The 25,791-nt window shown below is 42.1% G+C and carries 14 protein-coding genes; 7 read left to right on the top strand and 7 right to left on the bottom strand.

The genetic code is table 11. From position 1 onward, the window contains the following. Positions 1-57 precede the first annotated feature (57 nt). The 5 genes from proB to BTV98_RS03280 all read right to left on the bottom strand — a co-directional run bounded on the left by proB (position 58) and on the right by BTV98_RS03280 (position 7,167). Positions 58-1,230, bottom strand: coding sequence for a glutamate 5-kinase (gene proB / locus BTV98_RS03300; RefSeq protein WP_058368117.1), 1,173 nt, complete (start codon positions 1,228-1,230; stop codon positions 58-60). A 162-nt stretch (positions 1,231-1,392) separates the two neighbouring features. After that, complete coding sequence (cgtA, locus tag BTV98_RS03295) at positions 1,393-2,601, bottom strand: Obg family GTPase CgtA (RefSeq protein ID WP_058368118.1); 1,209 nt, start codon at positions 2,599-2,601, stop codon at positions 1,393-1,395. A 418-nt stretch (positions 2,602-3,019) separates the two neighbouring features. Continuing rightward, on the bottom strand, positions 3,020-4,465 hold the full coding sequence (locus BTV98_RS03290; protein WP_058368119.1) for a glyceraldehyde-3-phosphate dehydrogenase: 1,446 nt from the start codon (positions 4,463-4,465) through the stop codon (positions 3,020-3,022). Positions 4,466-4,854: 389 nt separating this feature from the next. Then, a complete protein-coding gene (locus BTV98_RS13470) occupies positions 4,855-5,790 on the bottom strand; it encodes a lipocalin family protein (protein WP_082638034.1) in 936 nt (311 codons plus the stop codon). A gap of 306 nt (positions 5,791-6,096) precedes the next feature. Further along, a complete protein-coding gene (locus tag BTV98_RS03280) occupies positions 6,097-7,167 on the bottom strand; it encodes an NUDIX domain-containing protein (protein WP_058369084.1) in 1,071 nt (356 codons plus the stop codon). Positions 7,168-7,459: 292 nt separating this feature from the next. Here BTV98_RS03280 and hemP point away from each other — a divergent pair, with 292 nt between their 5' ends. Continuing rightward, the gene (gene hemP, locus BTV98_RS03275) at positions 7,460-7,624 is read left to right on the top strand and encodes a hemin uptake protein HemP (RefSeq protein ID WP_010200173.1); all 165 of its coding nucleotides are present in this window, start codon (positions 7,460-7,462) and stop codon (positions 7,622-7,624) included. Positions 7,625-7,759: 135 nt separating this feature from the next. On the opposite strand, the gene BTV98_RS03270 is transcribed toward hemP, so the two are convergent. Both BTV98_RS03270 and BTV98_RS03265 read right to left on the bottom strand, forming a co-directional pair. Next, complete coding sequence (locus tag BTV98_RS03270) at positions 7,760-12,754, bottom strand: translocation/assembly module TamB domain-containing protein (protein WP_075102882.1); 4,995 nt, start codon at positions 12,752-12,754, stop codon at positions 7,760-7,762. Positions 12,755-12,875: 121 nt separating this feature from the next. Then, complete coding sequence (locus BTV98_RS03265; protein ID WP_058369085.1) at positions 12,876-16,277, bottom strand: autotransporter assembly complex family protein; 3,402 nt, start codon at positions 16,275-16,277, stop codon at positions 12,876-12,878. 351 nt (positions 16,278-16,628) lie between these two features. On the opposite strand from BTV98_RS03265, the gene BTV98_RS03260 reads away from it, so the two are divergent. The 6 genes from BTV98_RS03260 to cydB all read left to right on the top strand — a co-directional run bounded on the left by BTV98_RS03260 (position 16,629) and on the right by cydB (position 25,743). Continuing rightward, a complete protein-coding gene (locus tag BTV98_RS03260; protein ID WP_075102881.1) occupies positions 16,629-17,969 on the top strand; it encodes an MFS transporter in 1,341 nt (446 codons plus the stop codon). Positions 17,970-18,139: 170 nt separating this feature from the next. Next, positions 18,140-18,784 (top strand): 2-polyprenyl-3-methyl-6-methoxy-1,4-benzoquinone monooxygenase, encoded by a 645-nt coding sequence (gene coq7, locus BTV98_RS03255; protein ID WP_058369087.1) that lies wholly within the window; start codon positions 18,140-18,142, stop codon positions 18,782-18,784. A gap of 199 nt (positions 18,785-18,983) precedes the next feature. Continuing rightward, positions 18,984-20,045: a lipopolysaccharide assembly protein LapB gene (locus BTV98_RS03250; RefSeq protein WP_075102880.1), complete on the top strand. Its 1,062-nt coding sequence runs from the start codon at positions 18,984-18,986 to the stop codon at positions 20,043-20,045. 343 nt (positions 20,046-20,388) lie between these two features. After that, positions 20,389-22,836, top strand: coding sequence for a triacylglycerol lipase (locus BTV98_RS03245; RefSeq protein ID WP_058369089.1), 2,448 nt, complete (start codon positions 20,389-20,391; stop codon positions 22,834-22,836). Between the two features lie 397 nt (positions 22,837-23,233). Further along, on the top strand, positions 23,234-24,727 hold the full coding sequence (locus BTV98_RS03240; protein WP_256713830.1) for a cytochrome ubiquinol oxidase subunit I: 1,494 nt from the start codon (positions 23,234-23,236) through the stop codon (positions 24,725-24,727). After that, the gene (gene cydB / locus BTV98_RS03235) at positions 24,727-25,743 is read left to right on the top strand and encodes a cytochrome d ubiquinol oxidase subunit II (RefSeq protein ID WP_058369091.1); all 1,017 of its coding nucleotides are present in this window, start codon (positions 24,727-24,729) and stop codon (positions 25,741-25,743) included. Before BTV98_RS03240 ends, cydB begins: the two co-directional genes overlap by 1 nt. Positions 25,744-25,791: the final 48 nt, after the last annotated feature.

Here is a 25,791-nt window from a genome sequence, read left to right as displayed (position 1 = left end):
CCCGCTATGTATCCATTACTTATGCTACCGCAGACTCGCTGTCTTTAATAAATGGTATCACATAGACAATGCTAAATTATCACGATGCACCATGACTACGCGTTCTTCCTTATTACCAAGGATTCTGTCAAATTGTTCCGTACGCTCTCGAGCTACTCGGCGCGCATCATTAGAAGAAAAGTTCATCTGCCCTACCGCTAAACGCTCACCTGTATCTTGATGAACAATTTCTACTACATCTCCTTCATCAAAGTCACCGCGTACTTCTACAACCCCAACTGGTAATAAGCTTCTATTATTCTCTACCAAAGCTTTAGCAGCACCCGCATCAACGATTAAAGTACCTGACATGCGTAAGTGCGCTGCTAACCACTGCTTGCGTGCAATAATTTTATCAGCATCGTTGGTTGTCAATAGTGTACCGACAGCTTCGCCAGACACTACGCGAGTGATGACATTATCAATAGCACCGCTAACGATCACAGTTGGGCAACCACCCATTGCTGCAAGGCGACCAGCACGAATCTTGGTTAGCATACCGCCGCGACCAAGCTTACCACCGTCACCTGCGATGTCAAAAAGATAGTCAGCCATCGCACGCTCTTGACGTATCATTTTAGCATTAGGGTTGTCACGTGGGTTGTCGGTAAACACACCTTGTTGATCTGTCAAAATAATATATAAGTCAGCATTAATCATAGCTGCTGACATCGCACCCAAGGTATCATTATCACCAAACTTAATCTCATCAATCGTGATGGTATCATTCTCGTTGATGACTGGAAGCACATTCCACTCTAGTAACTGCGTCAGTGCGCCAGTGGTATTCAAATAACGACTACGATTAGACAAGTCATCGTGAGTTAATAATAGCTGAGAGCTTTGTATTCCGTGTTGAATCAGTGCTGACCACCACGTTTCAATCAGACCCATCTGACCAATAGAAGCACAAGCCTGTAATGCGGCCAGTTTTTTTGGACGCTCATCAAGGTTCATTCGTACCACGCCTTCGGCAACTGCGCCTGACGACACTAATAGTACTTCAACGCCCTGCTTGTGCAATTTAGCAATCTGTTTGGCCCACTCATAAATAGCAGTTCGATCCAGCCCTCGTCCATTATTAGTTAATAACGATGAGCCAATCTTGACAACAACGCGCTGAATATCAAAATTACGATTTTGTTTGATAAACCTTGCTTCTTCGGTCGTTTGGTCTATGTCACCTGCCATAAAAACTCCTGTAAATTGTGGGTGTTGATTTAAAAATAATAATAGATGATCTATTTCGTCGTATAAAGATTTAATATAGTCTCATAAATAATGACATCAAATTTGTATAAACGTTAGCAGAGAATAACAGTAAACACTACCGTTATCTTCTGCTAATACACTCTAAGAGGTATAGACTACTTCTACACCGTCATCGTCATCTAAGTCGTCATCGTCTACAAGATTGGCACCTTCACGCTCAGCTTTGCGAGCCGCACGGTAAGCTTCACGCTGCGCCTCTGTATTTAAACGTACTTCTTCTTCTAAACGCTCAAAACGCTCTTTTTGCGCGTCAGCAAAAATAGGATCTTCTATTTCACGCTCGCGCTCACGCTCAATTTCATTCATTAAATGATATTTGACAGCATCAACACCATCGCCTGTCAAAGTGGATGTGCGAAACACAATACCTGTCCAGCCAAGCTCTGCTACGATATGCGTACATAACTCATTTAAGTCTTCTTCAGCCACTTGATCAATTTTATTTAACACTAAAATTTGAGGCAAATTAGCCAATTCAGGTGAAAAGCGCTCCAGCTCATTTAAAATGACACGAGCATTCTCTACTGGATCACTACCATCAACTGGCTTTACATCAACCAAGTGTAATAGACGACGCGTACGAGCAACATGCTTTAAAAAGCGAATACCCAGTCCAGCACCTTCAGACGCACCTTCAATGAGACCTGGAATATCAGCCATCACGAATGAGCGGTGACGACCAATATCTACTACACCCAAATTAGGAACGAGCGTCGTAAATGGATAGTCTGCAACTTTAGGTTTGGCAGCAGAAACTTGACGAATGAAAGTAGATTTACCAGCATTAGGCAATCCTACCAGACCTACATCCGCCACTACTTTTAACTCAAACTTGAGTACCTTTAACTCACCTTCAAAGCCTGAGGTGGCTTTACGCGGCGCTTGGTTGGTAGAGCTTTTAAAGTGAGTATTGCCAAGTCCTCCATCTCCACCCTTGGCAACCAATATTTTTTGGTCAATCTCAACCAAGTCGCCTAGTACTTCGTCTGTCTCGGTATCAATAATAGTAGTACCAATAGGTACTGGCAAGAATACGTCATCGGAGCCTTTACCAGCGCAGTTTTTACTATGACCATTCTCACCACGCTTGGCGTCATAGCGACGCGTATAACGATAGTCGACTAGAGTATTTGTATTATCATCAGCGATAACGTAAACATCACCACCGCTACCTCCATCACCGCCATCAGGGCCACCGCGTGGTACGTACTTTTCTCGGCGGAAACTGGCGATTCCGTTACCACCGTCACCTGCCTTTACCGTTACGACGGCTTCATCAATAAATCGCATCTTACGTTCCTTACTTTCCAGATTACAGTCATCGACTGATTTTATATGTGTGCTTAAAGATATCGTTGTACTTAACCAGTCTACTATCAGCTACTTATTATTCAATTACTAAACCAACTGTTATAAGTTAAGTACTCGTAAAATATGCTTACCATAAAGCAAGCAGGCTATAGATTCAAACCAAGTGCTGAGTAATAGCACTTTCGTGATCGTATTATAAAGGTATTAAAAGTTTTTTATAACTATTACAATCATTATACCAGTAGAACCGTTATGGATGTTATCAAACAACAACACCCGATAACCAAATGGAGTATCGGGTGTTATTGTATATTGCAAACATACTAAACCGCTTAAAATGTACTCATAAGCTGTATCAAACAAATTAGCTTAATGAAAGCACATCTTCATATAGGTCTTATGCAGGAATTTGAGTATAGCTAATACCGCCCATCTGCGTCGCCAAACGTAATACTTGCGTGCTATAACCTACTTCATTGTCGTACCAAATGTAGACCGTTGCATGATTGTCGGTGACAATAGTCGCTTGCGCATCAACGATACCGACATGCTTAGTACCAACAAAATCAGTTGATACAGCTTCTGTCGAATCGGTATAAGAGATTTGCGATTGCCAAGTATTGCTGTTAGCCATCTTACGCAAGAAATCATTTAATGCATCTGCACCTTGTGGCGCTTGTTTTAAATTTAAGTTCAAAATCGCCAAACTGACATTAGGGGTAGGTACACGGATAGCATTACCTGTCAGTTTACCACTCAGCTCTGGTAGTGCTTTGCCAACCGCTTTAGCAGCGCCTGTGCTAGTAATCACCATGTTTAGTACTGCACTACGACCACGACGATCAGACTTATGATAGTTATCAATTAAATTTTGATCGTTAGTAAAAGAATGAATCGTTTCAACATGACCGTTTTCAATACCATATTCATCGTTTAATACTTTTAACGTTGGCGTAATAGCATTGGTTGTACAACTTGCAGCACTAACGATAGTGTCCTCACCAACAGTGTCGTTATTGACACCATAAACGACGTTTTTGATATCTCCGCCCGCAGGCGCAGTCAATAACACCTTATTTACGCCTTGCGACTGTAAATGCTTACCTAAGCCCGACTCATCCTTCCAGATACCTGTATTATCAATCACTAACGCATTATCGATACCGTAGGCTGTGTAATCAATCTCACTTGGGTCATTGGCATAAATCACTTGTACAAAACGCCCATTGATAACCATACCATTGTTATCGTCATCAACGCTTACGCCGCCCGTAAAGCTACCATGAATTGAATCACGCTCAAGTAACGACGCACGCTTGGCAAGATCGCCTGCAGCAGCTGGACGTACTACGATCGCTTTTAGTTGTAAACCCTTTTTGCTAGATGCTTGCGACAGTAATAAACGCGTCAAAATTCGCCCAATACGTCCAAAGCCGTACAACACAACGTCCGTAGTACCGTTTTGTGCAGATTTATCATCACCAGCTTCTTGTAAAGCCGCTTGCAAATCAGTGTCATTGGCGATCAGTTGACCGACATCAACACGTGCTGATTGAACCTCACTACTAGAAGCCAATTCTTTAACCATCTCTAGAGTATCAGCAATAGCAATAGGTTTACCATTCTGCTCACGAGTAGCTGCTTTTTGATGCAGCGCTAGCACTTGACCAACTGAAGTTGTATCAAGTGTCTCGCCGAACAAAGTAACTTGCACGTCTTTTTCGTTATAGAGTTTGTTTAACAGTCCAATTAACTCAATAGCTTGTTGTTCTTGATCGTTATAACTATTTAGACGATCTTGATGTAATTGGCGTAAGGTATTAGCTTGGCTCACGAGGAACATCCTTATGGTCAGTAAAATGTGTTTGTAAGATATAGAAGACTATATAAGTAATAAAAACTTGTAAACTGAATGAAACGCTACGTTGAAGATTGATATTCAACTATTAAAGATTGTGTTCTATAGTAGGTTTGTAAGCTGTATGACGGTATTTGTCATAGGTTTTAATTGGGGTATATTTTAGCTCAAAATGCCTGATTTTGCTAGTGATAACCGTTATTACTAACGTTTGATATCAATCATGTATTGTTTTTGACAGAATCTATGGTTATAGATGGCAAAAAGACAACTGATTAGGTTGCCTTTTTATTTATCTAATAAACTAAGTCCATATCAACTATCAAGTTCGCTACGAGTAAACTGCAAATCATGGAATCAATTTTTATCTAACATTAAGGGACTAGGTTTACTGTTTGATTGTGATGATCCGTCAGTTTAAAGGCTTTTAAATCATAACCTTGTTGCTGAGCAATTTGACGATAATTTGCATAACTTTCTTGTGAGATATTTGGCGAACGAGCGAGAAGCCACAAATATTCTTTATCTGGTGTACCAACCAACGCTGTTTGATAACTTGGATCATGTGCCAACACCCAGTAATCGGCGCGACCAACAGGTAACCAGCGAATCCATGATGGTAAAAAGGTAACATTAAGCTTACTACCTGTATCGTCTATAGGCTTTGCAAGTCCTTCAGCCGTAATCGGTTCACCTTCTTCGTCAGCACATTGGTTTAATACCGTAATACTAGGGTCTGTTACATTAGGAGTATAAGTAGCAGTTACATCACTGGCACAGTTACGCTGAAAATACATCGGTAAACGACCTATTTCGTACCATTTTCCACTATATTTCTTTAAATCAAGACTATCTACTGTGGTTGGTTCGGTAGCTGGTTTGTGAATAATGGAAGAAGGTTTGATATCTATAATCGCATTCGCCGTATTTGCGTCTACTTTATCAGAGCCTACGGTACTTGTAGGTACTTCTGACGGCGTTGCAGCATAAGCAGAAAATGCAGCCAACGGCACAATAATCGCTAACGCTATTCCAGTATGCTTGATAAGACTGTTCATAAATACACGCTCCGGTACTTCATCATTCAGACATGTAGAAGTAAGATCGTCATTTATTGATCTTTCGCCATTTGAGAGCAAGTGTATGGCCCTATTATAGTTAGCATCATTACTAGCATTGCTACTGTTACTCGCTACTCTTGTATCATCATCCCTTAAACGCCCATCAAACGCTTGATGATTTTGCCCAGACTGAGAACCGGCTGCCTGTATATCAGAATCTTCTGACATCAGTAACTTATTGGTTTTCATAAAAATACCATTATTTTTTGAGTTAATAATTCTATGTATTAGATAATATAAATATATCGCTGATATAGAATAATAATTATAGTAATACGTTTGCCTATACTTTCATCTATCATAATTTTCAACTGTAATATTAAGGATGTACCAGAAATTAAAACAGTGTAGCAATGTAGGGAAAAGCAACCGTTTGTAAATAACATTGTCTTTGTTAGTAATACTAAATACATAGTAACTGGTATGTAAAATGTTTAATAAAATATGAAAACGGAGTGGCGATAAATGAATTGATGCTATTCCTCGCTCATACTTTTAAAGAAACTGTCGAATACCAGCTATACTCGTGGCCCCATACTGCGTTGCTTGTGCAAATAACTCTGGCGATAATCCACCTAAACCAATGACAGGCATGTCTGCAAGTGCTGCTAGATCTGACCATGCTTCCCAGCCTAAAGGCTTAGCATCAGGATGCGTTTGAGTCGCCAATACAGGGGATAAAAAAACACCAATTACTGGTGGTTCCTGTCGCTCTAAACGACTATTAGCAAGTTTATTGGCTGCACAAATGCTGTCTGCATCGTGACAACTTACTATTAATGGATGAAGCAAAGCTTGCAATTGATCAGAGGCGAAAGTATCTTTGACTTCGTGAGACCATTGTAGTAATGATGTTTGTGTTAGATGATGCGCCAAGATTTGATGATTGGTCGTCAAATAATGATCGCTAACGTCATTAGGCACAATGACCTGAATATCTGGTCGCTGGCTCATCAATTGCTCTGCAATATTCTCGAAGCGTGTGTCCTTGACTCGAATATAGACCCAAGCATCTGGCTCTATGTGATCTTGATGGTATTGTAACCATGCCGTTGCGGTATCAAGGTATGCATGAAAGTATGACAAGGGATAAGTAATCGCTATCTTTGGAGGTAAGCGTAGCCATTCAAGAATCGTTTTGTTGGCAGCTGGCAAGTTGTAGTCCCCTGCTAACAGCTCAGACTTATTGACCCAAGTCAGAGCTTGTCCCTCCAAACCATAACCATGATGCCTATACTTATCATACTGCTGAGCGGTCAGCTCAATACGATAGACTTGTAAACTTACTTTTTTATCACCGTAATCATGGTGCAATCGCCCAAGTTTAACAATCGTATTATTATGAATGACAATACCCGACTCTTCAGCGACTTCTCGTACTAGTGCTTGACTCGCCGTTTCGTGGGCATCTATTTTGCCACCTATAAACTCATAGCGATTGCCTTGATGTTGAGACTGGTCTCGAAATCCAAGCAAATATTTATCTTTATAGTGAATAACAGCAACGGCGACATTAACAGTGACGCTCGTATTATTGATCGGTTGTTTTGTCGACTGGTTTAGCATAACCCTATCCTCTATCAATTCTCTTATGTCGTTATTTTCGTAACAGCTCTATCGTAGCGTTTTGCAAAATTGCTATAAAAAGCTGCTTATCTAAAAGGCAGCTGAGTTTATTTAAAATTTCGCTCGAAACATCTCTAATCATTATCTGGGAAATGGTTAATTTAGATAAGTTTACATAATAACTGCATTTTATTTTATCAATGGCCTTGCAAATTTTCTTAATGTAAATGATAATTATTATCGTTGGAAGTTATTAGTATTTACCCCATCATTTAATTGAAAGGAATTCGCTATGAGTATGGTCATCTCTCGCTATTTAAACTGCCGTGAAAATCGTTTGCCTACCTTGCAATCGCAGCACTTGTTTGCTCTAACCAAAGAGGTTCGTATTGAGCATGAAGGCGAAGAGTACCGCTTGCGCTTGACTCGTAATAATCGCTTAATTTTGACCAAATAATTTAACTGCTCCAATAAAAAACGCCTCTATCAAAAGGCGCTTTTTATTGGAAAACAGTGAGTGCTGGTCATTTATAGCTGCATCTTAGCTTACAACCACAGCCATTTTTCGACATAGTATAAAGAGCGCTGCTCTTTAAAATTGCCAGCTGTAGACGACGTCTACGGCGTTTTCGGCTGCAGAGGTTGCCTCGACATAAATACGGCGTGTCAATTGATAACGAATAGACAAGCTATTTTGAGCATTAAATACCCCTACACCGTAGCGAATGTACAAGTCAGGCGTAACGTAACCTGTGACATTGACGTTGGTATCTTCGCTACTACCTGAGGCGTCAACAGTGAGGCCTTGCAGACCAAAGGCTTGACCTATCTGATTGGTTAAACCACGTGTACCGCTCAAACCAAAGCTCAATCCGGCCGCAGCTAAATTGTTGGTTACCTGAGATTTAAAGCCTTGCTCACTAATTTGCGTCGCGCCTGTGTTGTTAATACGGCCCGTTACCAAGGCGTTCATCGCCCGCTGCTGAGTAAGTCCAGCATTATTAAAGACGATGATATTTGGATTTTCTGTATCTCCTTTAACCCGTAGACCAACTGTCTTACCATCGATAATCTTGACAGCTTCGATACTAAGATTCGGCTTCATTACATCGCCATTGAAACGCACCTGTCCATAATTTAGCTCTAAATTCTGACCGAAAGCATCAATACTGGTACGGCGAGATACCTGCACCACCCCTTTAGCACGCATGATGCCAGTACCGCTCTGATTAATATTGAGAGCTCCGGCTAAAGGAATAACAGCGCCAAAGCCACGGAAGTTGACATCATCACCCAAATCGATACCGATATCAGCGTTAATAGACCATGGTTTTGACACCGCCAAAACATCTTCAATATTACCGATTAAACGACGGTCGATGACGATAGCATCTTCGGTTTGAGTAATAATATCTTCACTAGCCTCAGGAGGACGAATGGTCGCTGAGGGCACACTGACTGCACCTTCAATGTTAACGTAGCGATCGCCTGGACGTATTATGATGTCAATATCAGGATTGACTTCCGCCAATAATAACGGTGGCTGCGTTAACACCAACCTTTCACCTACAATACTCAGTTTAGCTTGTAGTTTTTGCTGCCAATTAACGGTTCCAATCAATGTACCTGAGCCTGTACCACTATTAAACTTGCCATCGATAGTCGCTTGAGTACCCCGAATTTTGGCATCTATATCAACGTTGGTTAAGTTAACGGGTAAATCAAGCATGGCTATACGGCCATCTGCAAGCTTTACATCGCCATAAAATTGCGGCTTGGTTAGAGTGCCACCAATGCCACCTGCCATGGTAATATTACCTTCAAGTACGCGCATCCCTGGGAAAAATGGCTTTAGAACGGCAAGATTGAGCTCATTAAGTACCAGTGCCCCTGAGATTGGTTTGGGCGTTTTGTATGGATCTACAATAACTTCAGCGTAACCGCGAGCGCCATTGCCAGTATTAATATCTGCGCGCAGCTTTAATCCTTCAGGCACTGATAATGCGATGAGTGACACACGCTCGTAAGTCAAAGTTACAGGTGCAACATCACCATCTTGAATGAGACCTATTTTACCATTGTCAGAATATAGCGTCGTATTGATAGTAGGCGTTTTGCCACGCTGCCAACTCACAACGGCTTTACCGTTAATCTGACCATGCCAATCGATATCTTCAGGTAAAAATACTGAAAATAATGATGTATCAAGCTTTTGTAAAGCCAGATTCACTTTGCCACCAGCGGCTGAAGCTATCAGGTTTTCGCGCAAACATAACTTACCAGTCTGATCCTCTGCTTGCCAGCAATGTGCTGCCAACTGCACTTTTAGATCAGTTGTACCACCATTCTGCGGCTTTGGTAAGTTGACAATGACCTGCGCAGGCTGTAACTGGTTTAAGGTTGCGTACTGTGATTGAATACGTCCCTTACCTATCACCCCTGACCAACTCAACTGATCACGATCAAAACCACCTTTTAATCGCGTTGAGATGTTTAGTTTTTCATTAGCCATCTTCAGGTTGACAACATGCTTTTGCTCAGTACCATTAAATGAGGCATCGACGTTTTTAAAACTTTGTCCAGCTGCATCTAAGCCTTCTGCACTGATAATTAGTTGACTAGGACTATTGGCTAAATTTACAAGCTTACCGCGTACACGGCCTTGACGTAAGACAAATCCAGGCAATGCGATACGTTCACCTACCAAATCTATATAAATCGTCGGCAACGCCTGACCTGCTGGCTGAGATAAGGTCGCACCGCCAGTAACTTTACCCGTAAGCTTGTCGGATAGTTGATCGAGACTGGTAATATTTATCTTCGTTTGTAGCTGCTTGGCATTGCCATTGGCCGTTAGATAATTATCTCCCCATCGTAGTACTAAGTTGTTTGCATTTAGATTTTCGATGAGAGCGTTGATTTGCTGATATTGAGACTCAACGTCTTGTGCTTTTAGACGCTCAAAATAGTTGGCTAAATTTTCTGGCAAGTTTAACTTAGCTGTTAAGCTACCTTTGGCGCTTAAAGGCTGACCTTTTAGAGTACCGTTTAAGTCAATTTGTCTTAGATTGATAATTTGCTGCGCTTTACGCCAGCTGCCATCTGTTTTTATGCTGCCAGTAATCGTACTTGGGGTATCTTTTAAGAAGTAACCTAAATTAAAGCGATCCATTACCGCACTAATATCCCATGCAACTCCTTTACTCACATCAACCGACCCTTGAGCGTCAATACTACCCGCTGTACCTACATGACGAAAACGCTTGATACGAATGAGCTGTGAGTCTCCATTGGCATCAATGGTCAGTTTGCCGGCAGGTAGCTGTTTGGCATCTAACACACCATCGAAATTTACAGCAAAGCGTTGTAGCTTGCCCTGTTCATCAGGACGGTTTTTGGACGCAGATTGCCACTGCCCACTGGTGTTCAAATCACCAGTAAGAATGGCGGGGTTGTTCGGTAAAAAATAACCCAAATCAAAATTATTAAAGCGCCCGTTTACTGTCCAGCCAATATCTTGGCGTAGATCAAGCACACCTTTTACATTAACAGCACCTGCTTCGCCAGTATAATCCAACTTACGTACATTGATTAGCTTTGGTGTGCCAGCTGCATCAATCGATAGTCGACCATCAGGTACATCCGCGGTATCAAGCTGACCATCAAAACGTGCATCAAAAACTGACAGCTCACCACCAACGATATCGATGCTCGCATCTCCCGTACCTGCTATACCAATATCACGACCGTCTTGTGTGGCATCAAGCTGAGCCTGTAGGTCCGTATCATTTAGATCAATAATATGCCGCTGACCTTTAACACCGTTTTTGGTGATATCTAGCAAACGACCATTTACATTGAGGCTTCCTGTCAAACGCTCAAGTGGCAAATCGCTACGGTATTGTTTGGGTAGTAGGCCATTGGTACGTGCATCGATCTGCCACGTCAAGGGGCGCCGCTTAGTTGCTAGCTGTATTTGTCCATTACCCGATAAATCACCAACAATGCCTTGATAATTAAGGCTATTGATATCAATGACGTTGCCAGTCTTACGGACTGCCACATCATAGTTGCCTTTAGGGGCTGCGTTTAACTCGTTAATAAGGGCATTGGCATCAACAGACAAACGTGCACCGCGCACAATGACATTAGCGTGGCCATTTGGACTGTTAATATTACCGATATTAGGGATATCGCTTCGAATAAGATTTTGCCAGCTGGCATCGATATACCAAGGGGCCACTTGCTTAGACTTTAATGAAGTCTTACCACGTACTATATTAGCATTGACGTGTTCACCATCACGCTGACGCAAGTCTGCATCAATCTGCGTATTACCAACACTATTTTGTTGTTGATAATGCATTGATAGTCGACCATTAAGATTTTGCGGTGCATACGCCTTAAAATCAGCATATTCATCAGGAATGGCACGGCGAATATCAAAGTTACTGCCTGTCGCTCGTACCTTTGCATCAAAACTATCTTGCCAATCCAAAATACCCTGCAGTATTAGATGACCAGCTGGAACATTAGCGTCTAGGCGATCAACACGCATTTGGCTGTTAGCGATGATAGCGCGGCCTTGGTAATGTCCTGAAGGAATGTCTTTGGCAGTTAATTCAGTATTAATACGCAGACGTATCTCAGAGATGACCCCATTTGCAGTAGCGGTACCACTTTTTAGATGAATATTTTGGGCGTCGGCATAAGGAATGAGGATATCATCCCATTGTAATTTGGCTTGAAATGGCGAATCGTTATCGAGACCTTGTACGACAAACTCACCTTGAACATCCCCTTCATTATAACGACTACGCACCTTACCTACAGTGCGTTTTAGGGTACCTGTCGCTGTAATATTTAAGGGGTCAATATAAGCTTTTTCTAGAGCACTGACTTCAGCGATGGCACTGAGGTCCAATGGATAGTCGCCTTGCAAATCTATGTTGCCTTGTAATGCATTGATTTTTACAATATCTGCATAACGCAAATCACCGCGACCAACAGTGACTTCACTCCCTACCCATGTTAAATCTCGAGCACTAATATCATGGACTACGATAGGATCTTTGGTGACTTGTTTATAAACAATGTTCTTTATTTTGGCTTGATCAAAGCGTAGATTGACTGGTAATTTAAGCGTCTTATAATCAAATGGCTCACCAGTTGGTGGTTTATTATTGATGATTTCTATGCGCTGGATATCAGCATCTCGAAGGTGTACTTCTTTGGAAAAGACAGCACGCCAGCCCACCTTAACATAGGCTTTGTCTACCACGACCTCAAGATCTTCAGTCGCCTTAATGTCTATATCTGTGACCCAAATGCCATCCCGCAAATTGCCTTTGCCGTATGTAATCTTAATGCCTGTTTCTGCACTGACCTTTTCTAAGACAAACCTTGTCCCTGCCTCTGTGCCCATCATGTAAAAGAATACTGCAAACATAAGCAGTAGAACGACAATTATCAATATCAATAATTTGAATACAAAGGACAATGGATACCAGCGCTTTACTGCACGGGCATCTCTTTGAGCTGGATCTTCATCGGGTGAACGTTTGGGCGGGGTCTTTTTGTTCAACATGATACTCAACTACGTTAAAAGATTATTTACCAGCAATCGGTAGGATAGATAAAAATGGCTCAAAGACTTTTCTACTTTAGTGAGTGTAATCGTCTACATATAGTCAAGTCTATAGTTTTCACTAGAGGGGCGAGCCAATAAAGAAGTGTAGTCTAACTGGAACACTATCTTCTGTCACGCCAGCGGCTACATCTACGCGTACAATACCCACAGGTGATGCCCAGCGAACACCAACCCCAACGCCGACTTTGGTTTCAGTCTCAAAATCTTTGTCATAAGCATTACCCACATCGGTAAATACCGCGCCGCGAAAGCCTGGAATAAATTCGTAATTATACTCGGCACTACCGACTGCTAATACTTGTCCGCCAGTTAGATAGCCATTTTCTAACGGAGACAAGCTTTCATAATCATAGCCGCGAATACTTTGGTCACCACCAGCAAAAAAGCGCAATTTATACGGTACTTCATAAAAGTTATCTGCCCATATATAACCTGTATTTACGCTCCCAAGCACTTGATGCTTATTATCATCACCAAAGCTATAGATACCACTGACACCTGCACGAACTATGGCCAAGTCGGTATCGCTAAGCGCTTTATCCGCGCCCGCCTCAATACCGTAGTACTGACGTATGCCGCGCGTTGGATTAGTCGCACTGTCAACGTCCGTTTTATTGATCCCATAACCAAATAATAGTGCCTTTTGCTTGGGTCTAGAAGATGTAAAACGAATGGGCAGATCATCCAATTCAGTGTCATCAACACCGGTCTCTAGCTCATCTAGACGATAACGCACAGAATAGCTACGGTTCCAACCGTTTTCACGGCGAATATTACGAGCCAATGCAGCCTTTAGCGTTTTGGTTGACAGATCAAAGTTACCTTCACCTTGATCAATCACCTCCTCTTCATAAGAGAGACGTCCTTCTAGTTTATCGTTGAGTGGATGCTTCCATGGTCGACTGGCATAGACAGCAATATTTTTATTAATTCGAGAAATCTCAGTTTCTGCGCCTGCTTGGTAGCCTCTGCGGTTGATTAAATTGTAGTCTATCTTAGCAGTCGCTCGCACACCCGTATCTGTGCCATAACCGATACCGACTTGTGCATCACGCGGCTTGTCAGCGTAGACAAAAACATACAGTGGTACTTTTTTGCTTTCTTGAACCTCTGCTGGTGTTTTACGTCCAGCAAGAGTTGGCGGTACAAAATCTTCGTCCAATACAACTTCATCATCAGGGAATATTTTTTTGGCGACTTTACTAATGGAGTCACTGATCTTTCCTAAAAGATTATCGGCTTCTTGTTTTTTTTCGTCGAGCACTCGATCATTTGGCAACCCGCTTAACCGATCTGCCTTGCTTTTGATAGCCAGTAGTTTATCTTGCGTTTCTTGATCCACTTCAAACTCAATCGGAGCGACATCCATTGCATCTACAGTAGCGCCGCTATTGGCCTCGATACTATCAGCAATATTATCGTCAGCACCATTGGCGTCTGTACGACTATCATCCATATCATCGCTACTACTGACGATATTAGAAGCATCAATATCATCAACACCACTGTCGATATCATCATCGATAACGCCATCATTATCAGTATCTATCGGTGTATTATCGAAAGCTAAGGTGCTATTTTCGCTAATATCATCGGGTGGCAATATTGTCTCAACATTGACGGTATTAAAATAACGAGTCGCTGATAGATCATTACCAAGTTTAGTGATATCAGGACGATAGAACGGATCGCCTGCTTCAAAGTCAAGCATCTGCTTTAATAATGAGGATTCTACCGGCAACTTTTCAGGATCTGTCGTAAGTGTTCCTGTCTCCTCATCATAAGTAAAAAACACCACATCATCGTACTTATATCGATCGCCCGTATTGTAGACCAATGACACATCAGCTGTATTGTCCGGCAAAATAATATCAACTGATTTGTTTAACCAGTATTGATCAAAATAACCATATGTATTACTTAATGCTTCGAGTGCCGCTTTACTGTTTTTATAGACGCGGTGATTAAACACCTCTCCCTCTTGCGGTGGCATCTTTGTTTCTAGGGTTTGAAACTCAGGCTGTTCAATACCTTCACCGCGAATATCTACAACGCGACTATCGACACGTACTGGCTCACCAAGATTTTCAATAATGACATCAATAGTATCAACAGTTGGTTGGCGCAAACGTAGGGTAACATCATAGTAACCCACTGCACGCGCAGCATCTAGGGCAGTCTGGCGCAAACGTGGTAGAGCTGCGGTAAAGTCAGCGACAGATTGCACAGTCGTATCATCAAGCGCGGCTTTGATGTTGTTAATCGGCTGGCTATCTTCATCAGCTTTGATGAGCTTTGGCGACGTATCAACTGCATCTTCAACGCTACTGCTATCTGCCTGCTGTAAGTAAACGCTCGTCTCTACGTGTGGCAGCGCCATTGCACCACCATTAAACAAACGATTGTATAAGCGTTTAACGACGTTGCTACTATTACGTGCACGTGTGCTAGGTTTGGATGCTTGTACGATACTATCGGTCACTGCTTGGGTTTCTGTTGTTGCTTGATAATCAGGTAAATAATCATCTGGATTTAAAGATTCTGTCTGTTCTGTCGTCTCATCTACCACAGGCACCTTACCCGTACTTGCATCAACCTTAGTATCAATGACAGTATCTTCAGCACCTGTTACTGGATCGCGTTCTTGCTGCGCAAGCGTCTGTGTCGAGCTCTGTTGGCTACTATCTACACCATCGCTACTAACCGCATCACTGACCTCAATCGGACGTGACATAACCTCATCAGTTTTAGCATTCTCATCACTACTTTCCAGACGTCCAAGGGTATCGAGATTGGTCGGTGCTGGTAAGCTTGCTGCATCTAGACTTGGATCTAAGCCGATAGGTGTATCACGGCTATCTAACGTCGCTACCGGGTTATCAAAATCGTCGTCACTGTCATTACTGTCGTTATTGTTCTCATTTGGCACATTTTCTTGATTGTTTTGTGCCTCTACTGCAGCCAGCTCTTGCTCAATCTGCTCAGGCGTCATCATCTGATAGCCTTGCTGCTGTACTGTGGCTGCCTGCTTTAATAAATCATCATCACCTGTGTTAGATGAGCGTTTTTTGATATTGTCCGAGTCGGTCGTTTTACTATTGATAGGTTTGGTCGATAAAGAGTTTTTTGATTCGCCTTTTAGTGTTTGCTCGCTATAATCTTCTAGTACTGACTCATCGATGACACCTTGCTCTACTGCCTTTTTTAGGCGTAATGCATCTAAAGCTGCATCAAGCTCAGTCTGTTGATCAGTCATTAGGGCATTGTATTTAGACAAGCTTGAAAGCTTGGCTGATGCTTCGCTACTGCTATTGACGTCATCTGCACCAAATGCAGGAGATGCCACACCAAACCCGACTAACGCACTTGCTAACGCGGTAAAAAGCGTTGAGCGGTTGAAATAGCTACGCGGCAAACTTGACAAGCTTCGCGACTGCGTTGAAGGCTGATGTCTTATCATACTTATTTCCTATCACTTCACGCGGCATACTGATACTGACGATGGCTACCGCCTGCATTAACCGGAGAATGTACTTATCATATTTAATATTGATTAATAACGTTTGTAATCAACTTTGACAAAACCATGTCAAACTTACAAATCATAGCTTAGTTAATTATCAAATCATAGCATCTAGCACATGTATTTATAGCAAAGCCTTGCTATTATACGGTCTAAAAATAATAAAACCTATCTTATATTTTGATAAGTTTTTGATAATAATCATAATTATATAGCATACAAGCACCTTATGCTGCCTATGTTTAGTCCACTTTATGCCCCAGACGCTAGCCACTTGTAGGAGCCCACATGGCAAATCAGTTTCAGTTGTTTAAGCGTCGTCGCTTCAACGCTATGTTTTTTACCCAGTTTTTGGGTGCTTTTAATGACAACATTTTTAAGCAAGCACTGATTTTAGTGTTGACCTATACTGCCGCCAGCCAAATCGGTGTAGAAGTAAGTATCTTAAATAACTTAGCCGCCATGCTATTTATTTTGCCTTACTTTTTATTTTCTGCTCTAGCAGGTCAAATTGCAGACAAGTTTGAAAAGTCTAAACTCACTCGCTTTGTTAAGCTGCTTGAGCTGGTCATCATGACAGTGGCGGCCATCGGCTTTGTGTTTGAATGGTACGCACTGTTATTTGTGGCGCTGTTTTTGATGGGTACGCATTCTACCTTTTTTGGTCCGATCAAATATGCCTATCTGCCGCAAGCAATGCAAAAAGACGAGCTTGTCGGGGCCAATGGCTTGTTTCAGATGGGTACTTCTCTTGCTATCTTACTCGGTATGATAGTTGCTGGGGTATTAACGCAGCTGCCGCAGTCACTATATTGGATCAGCGCAACGGTTGTAGTCGTAGCATTATTAGGCTACATGGCAGCGCGCTTTATTCCTATGACGCCAGCGATGCAGCCCAATCTGACTATTAATTGGAATATTCTTACTACTAGCATAGCCACGGTACGTTATTTGTATTCTTTGCCTTTTTTGTTCTTTGTGATTTTGGGCAATAGCTGGTTTTGGTTTTATGGGGCAACGTTTTTGACTCAGACGCCTGAATTTAGCAAAGTCATCTTACAGGGTGATGAATCTGTCGTTATTTTTCTATTGACTCTCTTCTCTGTTGGCGTGTCTATTGGTTCTTTACTATGTAAAAGTTTGACTAAGAATCAAGTGAGCTTGCGTCTATTGCCTTTTGGCATCGCAGGATTGAGTATCTTTGCTGTCGATCTTTATTTTTCTTTATCAGGGCTAGATATCGACTTGACTTCCAATACTCTTTTGGGAATCAGTGATGTATTTGGTAGGAGCGGCAGCTTACGTGTATTTGCTGATTTATTCTTTTTAGGGTTTAGTGGTGGACTGTATATTGTGCCCTTATACGCTTCTATGCAAGCTTATGCTCCAAAAAGCCATCGTGCACGTATCGTAGGTGCCAATAATATCTTTAATGCTATATTTATGGTCACTTCGGCTATATTTGCCATAGTGGTATTAAACACGCTAAACCTATCACTGCCACAGTTGTTTTTGGTCACAGGCGTACTCAATATCATCTTTGGCGTGTTTTTATATACCAAGCTTAATAAACATGTTGGGCAAGCCGTTATGCAAACTTGTGATGAACCACTTAGCAGTGAAGGCTAATGTAGCATGGCAGTTTTCGTCAATAATACACAAAGGATTCGTTGAGTTATAATCGTGTTATAGCACGAATTTCGATGCCGATAATTAAAATTGTTTGCTATAGTGATAAAAGATTATTTTTGCAATTTAAATAAGCCAACACCGACACAAAGCTATATCAGGAGCTAATTATGGCACTGCGTTCGTTATCTAAGATAGACAATTTGCTTCTTGGCGTTGATAAAGCGCTACGGGCAGTCGTTCCACATTCCAACCCCAGTACTCGCCCACTACCAGTCAATGATGATACGATTCCTGAGCTAAGCATTACAGAATCGCGGCACGTGGCGGGTCTTATGCGTATCAACCATACTGGCGAGGTATGTGCGCAAGGTCTCTATCATGGGCAAGCTTTTAGTGCAAAAGACGATGGCGTAAAGCAAGCCATGCAGCAATCAGCCGAAGAAGAAGTGGACCACTTAGTATGGTGTGAGACTCGTCTGCAAGAGTTGGGCAGTCATCCCAGTATTTTTACCCCATTGTGGTATGGTATGTCTTTTGGTCTTGGCGCCGTTGCTGGTGCCATCTCAAACGAGTTTAGCTTAGGCTTCGTTGCTGAAACTGAGGCTCAAGTTAGTGAGCATTTACAAGATCATATCGAACAGCTACCAACACAAGATAAGCGTTCACGTGCCATACTGGCACAAATGGACATCGAAGAGCTACATCATCGAGAGCTGGCGATTAATAGTGGCGGTGCGACATTATCGCCCCCTATTCGCCGTACCATGCGCTGGATGGCCAATCGCATGAAAGCCTTGGCCTATCATTTGTAGTCTAGCAAAGCAATGACTTTGACAATTGAAGCTAACCTGTAGGGTTTTTAACAATCCTACTATTGAGAGGATTTATGCTAATTTGATAGGGTATAAAAAATTTGTACAGTTTCTAACCAGTTAGTATTTACTATATGTATTCAATACATAGACGCCACTTATCAAAGATAATTTATCAATAACCAAGGTAACGATTGCCATGAGCCAACCCATAAATCTCGTCAAACATAATAAATCAGCTACTTTAACTGCTTTAGCAGCGGCATGTACTTTAATGCTTTCAGCGCCTGCGCTAGCGGCAACTCCTGATGTAGCGACTGCACCTGCAGCTACCGCGCCTAGTGCTATTGACTCAAGTAAACGCATTATTCGCCGTGCCAATCCCAATGCAACTATTAGCAGTCCTCAATCAAATAGCGTGCAGCCAAAAGCAGCGCAGCAAAACAATGCAACTGCACCGACTCAACCAACACCATATACTCCTGCGGTCCCTGTAGCACCAAAGCCTACTGGTACGACACAGGTTTATCAACGCGGCCCTATTACTAGCACTGGTATCGATATCAGTCGTGGTCAGCTAAACGGCATACCAACGCCGCAAGTCCGTATCTCAGATATTAGCTTTGTCCCTACGCTGTTGATCCCTCAAAAAACTGGCCTTGGTACAGACAAGCTGGATGTCAGCTTACTTGATGACTTTATTGAAGACGTCTCGCCCAACGCACGCCACTATCCTCCAAACTTCCCCAACCGCTCACAACGTCACTACACTCGTGAAAAAATCAAAGTATTGACTGAATGGATCGAACCTTATGCCAGCGAGCCTGACGCTTCTTATGATGTCTTATTGCGCGCCGCCAAACTTAACGGTATGGGTCGTAACTTAGATTTAGGCTCAGATTATGCAGTTCGCGCTGGTCAATATGTAGATCGCGCTATTAAAGCCAAGCCAGATAGCGGAGAAGCCAACTTTTTATATGGCATGATGCTATCAGAAGGTGGCGGGTTTAAAGAAGGTAAAAAGTATCTGGACAAAGCGGTCGAGCTTGGTTATACCGAAGCTGAGCAAAGCTTAGCGCAGTCTGATTTATTGAGTGATCGCCGTAATGAAGCCTTAGAGCGCCTACGTCGTCTTGAACAACAAGTGCCGGACAACTCAATCATTCGTCAACAGATTAAACTGATTGAAGATGGCAAGTACTACATTTGGGATTTGCCTGCACCTGACATTGATGTTAAACCAAATACCCCGATTACCTAGGTTTATTGCTATAAGTGAATGGGATACCGCTCATTTATATGGTTAATTAAAGCGTTACCTACAAACTCGCCTTAACCAAAGCACGTTCGTTTTATATTGATGTTATGTCAATAACAAAACGAACGTGCTTTTTTATGAGCTGGCATATCTATTATATAAAACCGTCTGTATTTAGCATTACTTTTTTAGGACCCACTGTTCAGTTATTAAGTTTTAAATATTAAGCGTTAATCCATATAGTGTAAACGCGCAAGTTACGCTAGACTCATTAGTATATGGGTGTTCGTAATGTAAGCAATTATGGAAAATCTATATTTATAAAACTTATTTACTAAGGTCTGCTATGTCATTTGCCACTCTTACTACGATCACAGCAGCATATATTAAGAAAAAGTCAATGGCTATCACAGCACCAGTAGCACTGGCAGCGACTATGATACTACTGCCCGCCTGTAGTACAGTCTCAGTCAACACTCAAACACCATCAAAAACCATTAAAGATCAGCGTGGTAGTATCGTTACTGAAAATAAGCTGAGTACCGCTACGTCTTCAACATTATTGTCCGCTGGTCTCAATGAGCAAGCTTGTCTACAGTACTTTGATCAGTGTTTAGCGCAATTATCAGATAGCATGCTTGACGAACACTATAGAGCCGCGCTTGCTGTCTATGCTGAGCTTCACTATGCAAAAGCGCGTCAACTTGTTAATTCAAACGATTGTCGACAGTCTTTAACCCGGCCGCCCCTTGATCCTTACTATGCCAATGCTCCTTTGACAGCTGAGCAAGCTAAGATTCAACAGCAAAATGCTACTAACTGTACCAGCAGCTATCAAGCACGACTTTTCGATGCGATTAAGCTCAGTTACAGCTATCTATTTTATGACAGTCTGCTTCATGATTTTGAGGAGACCAATACGGACAAGACTGTCACACACCCATCAAATCGTATTCCAACAGAAATCGATATACAAGCTCAAGACGTCTATAATGCTGCCACTAACAGCGTCATCAAACAGCTCTACCAGTCAAAAGATAGTGCAAATAATTTGATGAACCATACCAAAATAAAGCGCTTACCAACCGATGCAAAGATTAACAATAGCAATGAAGCAGCAATTGCCAACCAAGCACCATTAAATGGTAAACCTACTGATCAGATTAACGTCATGAATATTGAAGTCGACAACTATGATCTTAATGTTTATTTGCCTAACGAAAACAACTACTTACAAAACGCACATGAGCAAGGCTCTGCTCTTACAGACTTAACCTCAGCCTATGAGCTACGTCTATCGGGGCTAAATTCTGTTAGTAAGCGTCCAGGTCTTGGCGTAAGCTTGGTTGCCTCATTAAACGATCGTTATACGACTACTATTCGCCAACTGCTGGCTTCATCGTTATCGGGTAAGCTGTCTACTATGGCAAGCAACGGCAGTATGAATGATAGCGATGTAAGTTCACGTATCTATCCTACTGGCCACCTCCTCTTGACAGGTCTCATAAAACCAGCTGGTGACAGCATCCTTGATGTGCTTAGTAGCAATCAGCTCGATATTCACTTATACAACCCCTATCGTAGTAGTAACGTCCATATTCTTGGCAATGACTATCCACTTGCTGCCAACTTCTCAGCAGGTTATGGACTATGGTTGGCAGAAAACCAGCTTGATGGGGTCGGTTATCTAAACTTACTGACGCGGCGACAAGAAACCACACTACCTAAGCTATTTATGCTTGAGCCTTACGACCCAGATAAGCGTGTGATTGTCATGATACATGGTCTGGCTTCTAGTCCCGCTACTTGGGTCAACTTAACCAATGATATATTCAACGACGACAAGCTACGTGATAACTATCAAGTATGGCAAATTTTTTATCCAACCAATCTGCCTATTTTAGAAAATCGCTATCAGATTCAAAAACTACTCAAAACCACTTATCAACAAACAGACCCTAGCGGACAAAACCGCGCTAGCAAAAATAGCGTGATTGTTAGTCACAGTATGGGCGCTGTTATTTCTCGTATGATGCTATCTAACGACAATTTAATGGATGATTTAGATAGGCTTGATGACCAAGACATGCTTTCTATGAGTGAAAAGCATAAAATTCGTAATGCACTTAATCAATCTTTTGGCGGACAGCAACTAAAAGATCGATTTGAGCTAAAAGCGTTACCACAAGTCGATACGGCTGTCTTTTTGTCAGCGCCATTTAGAGGGACTGATTATGCAGATCGCTGGTTTACTCGTGCCCTGCGCCGTATTGTTTACTTGCCAGTAGGCTTGGTAAAAACCATCACAGATAACTTAGCCGCCATTACCATCAAAGGTGATTTGGCACAGAACCCTTTAGGTGCCCTATATTTACAAAATGGCGCCAGTCAATTAAGTAACAAGTCCTCTTTTATTCAATTGACTAAAGATATCTCTATCGATGACGGTGTTACGTATCATTCAATTATCGCCAACAACGATGCCGATATTACTCAAGGCTTGGCGCAGATGCAGCCAAACGGTGCCAAGATAGATTTATCTACAGCAGTATCACCCGATACGAGCGACACATCGGACATATCCAGTAAACCATTGGTCGCAGCTGTCGTTGTGGACAATGATATCAGTCAAGCACTCACAGAACGTTTATCTGATGGCATCGTTCCTTACACAAGTGCTCATCTTGAAGGCGCATCTACTGAAACTGTCATCAGCGGTGGCCATAGTATTCAAGCCAATCCGCAGACTATTTTGACGTTGAGACGCATCTTACATAAGCAGTTAAGACAATAATATATGTTATGAGCAACTATTAAGTATATCTTTATTATAGGTAATTATTAATGACGGACTAGTAGTCGTTGGGTTAACAACACTTACCATGCACAGCTTGCGTGTGTACTTAGGGTGGCGCATAATATATGCACGTTAATAGATATTAATTTACGTAATTTATAGACAAATGACTTTAATTTATAAGGATATAGGTTATCTGCTACAGCTAAGTAGTATTTGTATAAAATATCTTTATATAAAACGCTTTTAGCTGAATGTCGTTTGTAGCTAAATAACAATTGGCTATTGCCCGTAACGTTTGTATTATTGATTACGGACAGTTACTTGAGCGTATCATGGAAGCCATCGCTAGTCAGCTAACAGGTAAAGGTAACCGTTTATGTTCGCTACGTTTATGATCGATCAGATGGATGCGCTTATGCTAGCGCGTATCCAGTTTGCTTTTGTTATCTCTTTTCATATTGTTTTTCCCGCATTCTCTATCGGACTTGCCAGCTTTTTGACTGTGCTTGAATTTCGGTGGCTAAAGACGGGCGAGCCTATTTATGCAGAAGTTTACAAGCACTGGGTAAAAATATTTGCCGTTGTTTTTGGTATGGGCGTAGTATCAGGCGTGGTCATGTCCTACCAATTCGGCACCAACTGGGCAGTATTCTCAGATAAAGCCGGTAACGTCTTAGGGCCTCTACTGGCATACGAAGTGCTGACCGCTTTTTTCTTAGAAGCTTCTTTTTTGGGTATTATGCTGTTTGGTTGGGGACGTGTTAGCAAGCGCATGCACTTTGCCTCAACGGCGATTGTGGCCATTGGTACGCTCATTTCAGGGTTCTGGATTTTGGCTGCCAACAGCTTTATGCAAACGCCGCAGGGCTTTATGGTTGGTGCTGATGGTTTGCTCTATCCGACCAACTGGCTTGAGATTATCTTTAACCCATCATTCCCGTTCCGCTACGCACATATGATGACGGCAGCTTTCTTGACCACTGCTTTTGTGATTGGTGGTATCGGTGCCTACTACATTCAATCTAAAAAGCATACTGAACATCGCAAACACGGCCGCGTCATGCTAGGTATGGCAATGGTAATGGCTATTTTTGTTGCACCAGCGCAGGTATTGATTGGCGATATGCATGGTTTAAATACGCTTGAGCATCAACCTGCTAAAGTTGCAGCGATGGAAGGTCTTTGGGAAGATGAACGCGGAGCGCCATTAGTCCTATTTGGCATTCCAGATCAAGAAGCACAAAAAAACCATTATGAAGTTAAAATCCCCTATTTATCTGGTCTAATTTTGACGCACTCGTTGGATGGTGAAGTTAAAGGGCTTAAGAATTGGGCGCCAGAAGATCAGCCTTATGTCCCTATTGTGTTTTGGTCATTTCGCGTCATGGTGGGTATAGGTACGCTGATGGTCCTAGTCGGATTATTTAGTCTTTATAAATACTTTAAAAAACAGCAGTACAATCCTGAAAGTAAATGGTTTCATCGAGCATGGATGATGATGACACCTCTTGGTTTTGTCGCCTTACTTGCCGGCTGGTTCGTCACTGAAACAGGGCGTCAACCATGGACAGTATACGAGGTCATACGCACGGCTGAAAGTATGTCACCAGTCGCCGCCCAACAAGTGGCAACAACGTTGATTGGCTTTATCGTACTGTATATCTTTGTCTTTGGTGCGGGCAGTTTCTATATCTTACGTCTGATTGCTCAAGGACCAAAACCTTATGAAGACCCTGCAGATGACAATATTTATGAGCATTCTATCACTGAAGGACAAGGTCGTACATTGAGTGGTGATAACAATCCCTCTAAACACACTAAGAAAGATGACGCAGAAGATCTTGATACGCCAGCGGATGATATCGATGATGGAGGGTTACGCTAATGTTTAACTACGGTGATGTATTAGACTTACCTTTGATTTGGGGCGGACTAATCGCGCTCTCTGTCTTTATCTACGTGCTACTTGATGGTTTTGACTTAGGTTGCGGGATTTTATTCCCATTTGCAGGCTCAGACAAAAACCGTAGCCGAATGATGAACTCTATTGCCCCATTTTGGGATGGTAATGAGACTTGGTTGGTATTGGGCGGTGGAGGCTTATTTGCCGCTTTCCCAGTCGCTTACGGTATCATAATGACTGGTCTCTACTTGCCCGTTACCGCTATGCTGTTTGGTCTCATTATGCGCGGAGTTGCGTTTGAGTTTCGCTTTAAAGCCTCCTCACGCCGACACGTCTGGGATACCTTCTTTTTTGTAGGTTCTGTGATTGCTACTTTCTCTCAAGGAATCATGCTTGGTGCATTGGTGCAAGGATTAGAAGCAAGCAACCGTTTGTACACTGGCGGTCCTTTTGACTGGTTCTCACCATTCCCAATCATGTGTGGATTTGCACTTATCATTGGTTATGCACTACTTGGTTCTACTTGGCTTATTATCAAAACTGAACATAAGCTACAAGTATGGGCTCGCAAAGTCTCTAACTGGATGTTGAAGGCATTAGTGGGTGCGATGATAGTCGTTACAATCTCTATGTTTTTCTCAGATATTGATGCACTTGAAGGCTGGTTTAGCTTTCCAGGGTTGCTCTATCTTGCGCCAATGCCAATTATTGTATTAGTGCTATTTTTCTTAATGCGTAAAGACTTAAACACTGAGCGCGAATATCGTCCATTTTTGTTAACGGTTGCTCTGTTTTTGATGGGTTATATTGGTGTTTGTTTTGCCATATTCCCTTATATAGTACCGTATCAGATGACGATTTATGAAGCAGCAGCCGCTGATACCTCGCTCTCCTTTATGCTGATTGGTGCAATCATTATGCTGCCGATTATCTTAAGTTATACGGCTTTTGCGTATTATACCTTTAAGGGTAAATCTGATCATAATCCTATGTATTAATCGATAACAGCGATATGCATTGGATAAAGTAGCATGAATGACTGTGAC

The sequence above is a fragment of the Psychrobacter sp. Cmf 22.2 genome (genome assembly GCF_001921745.1).
Classification (GTDB): Bacteria; Pseudomonadota; Gammaproteobacteria; order Pseudomonadales; family Moraxellaceae; genus Psychrobacter.
Note: the sequence above shows the minus strand (reverse complement) of the source record. Positions and strands in the feature narration are given on the sequence as shown.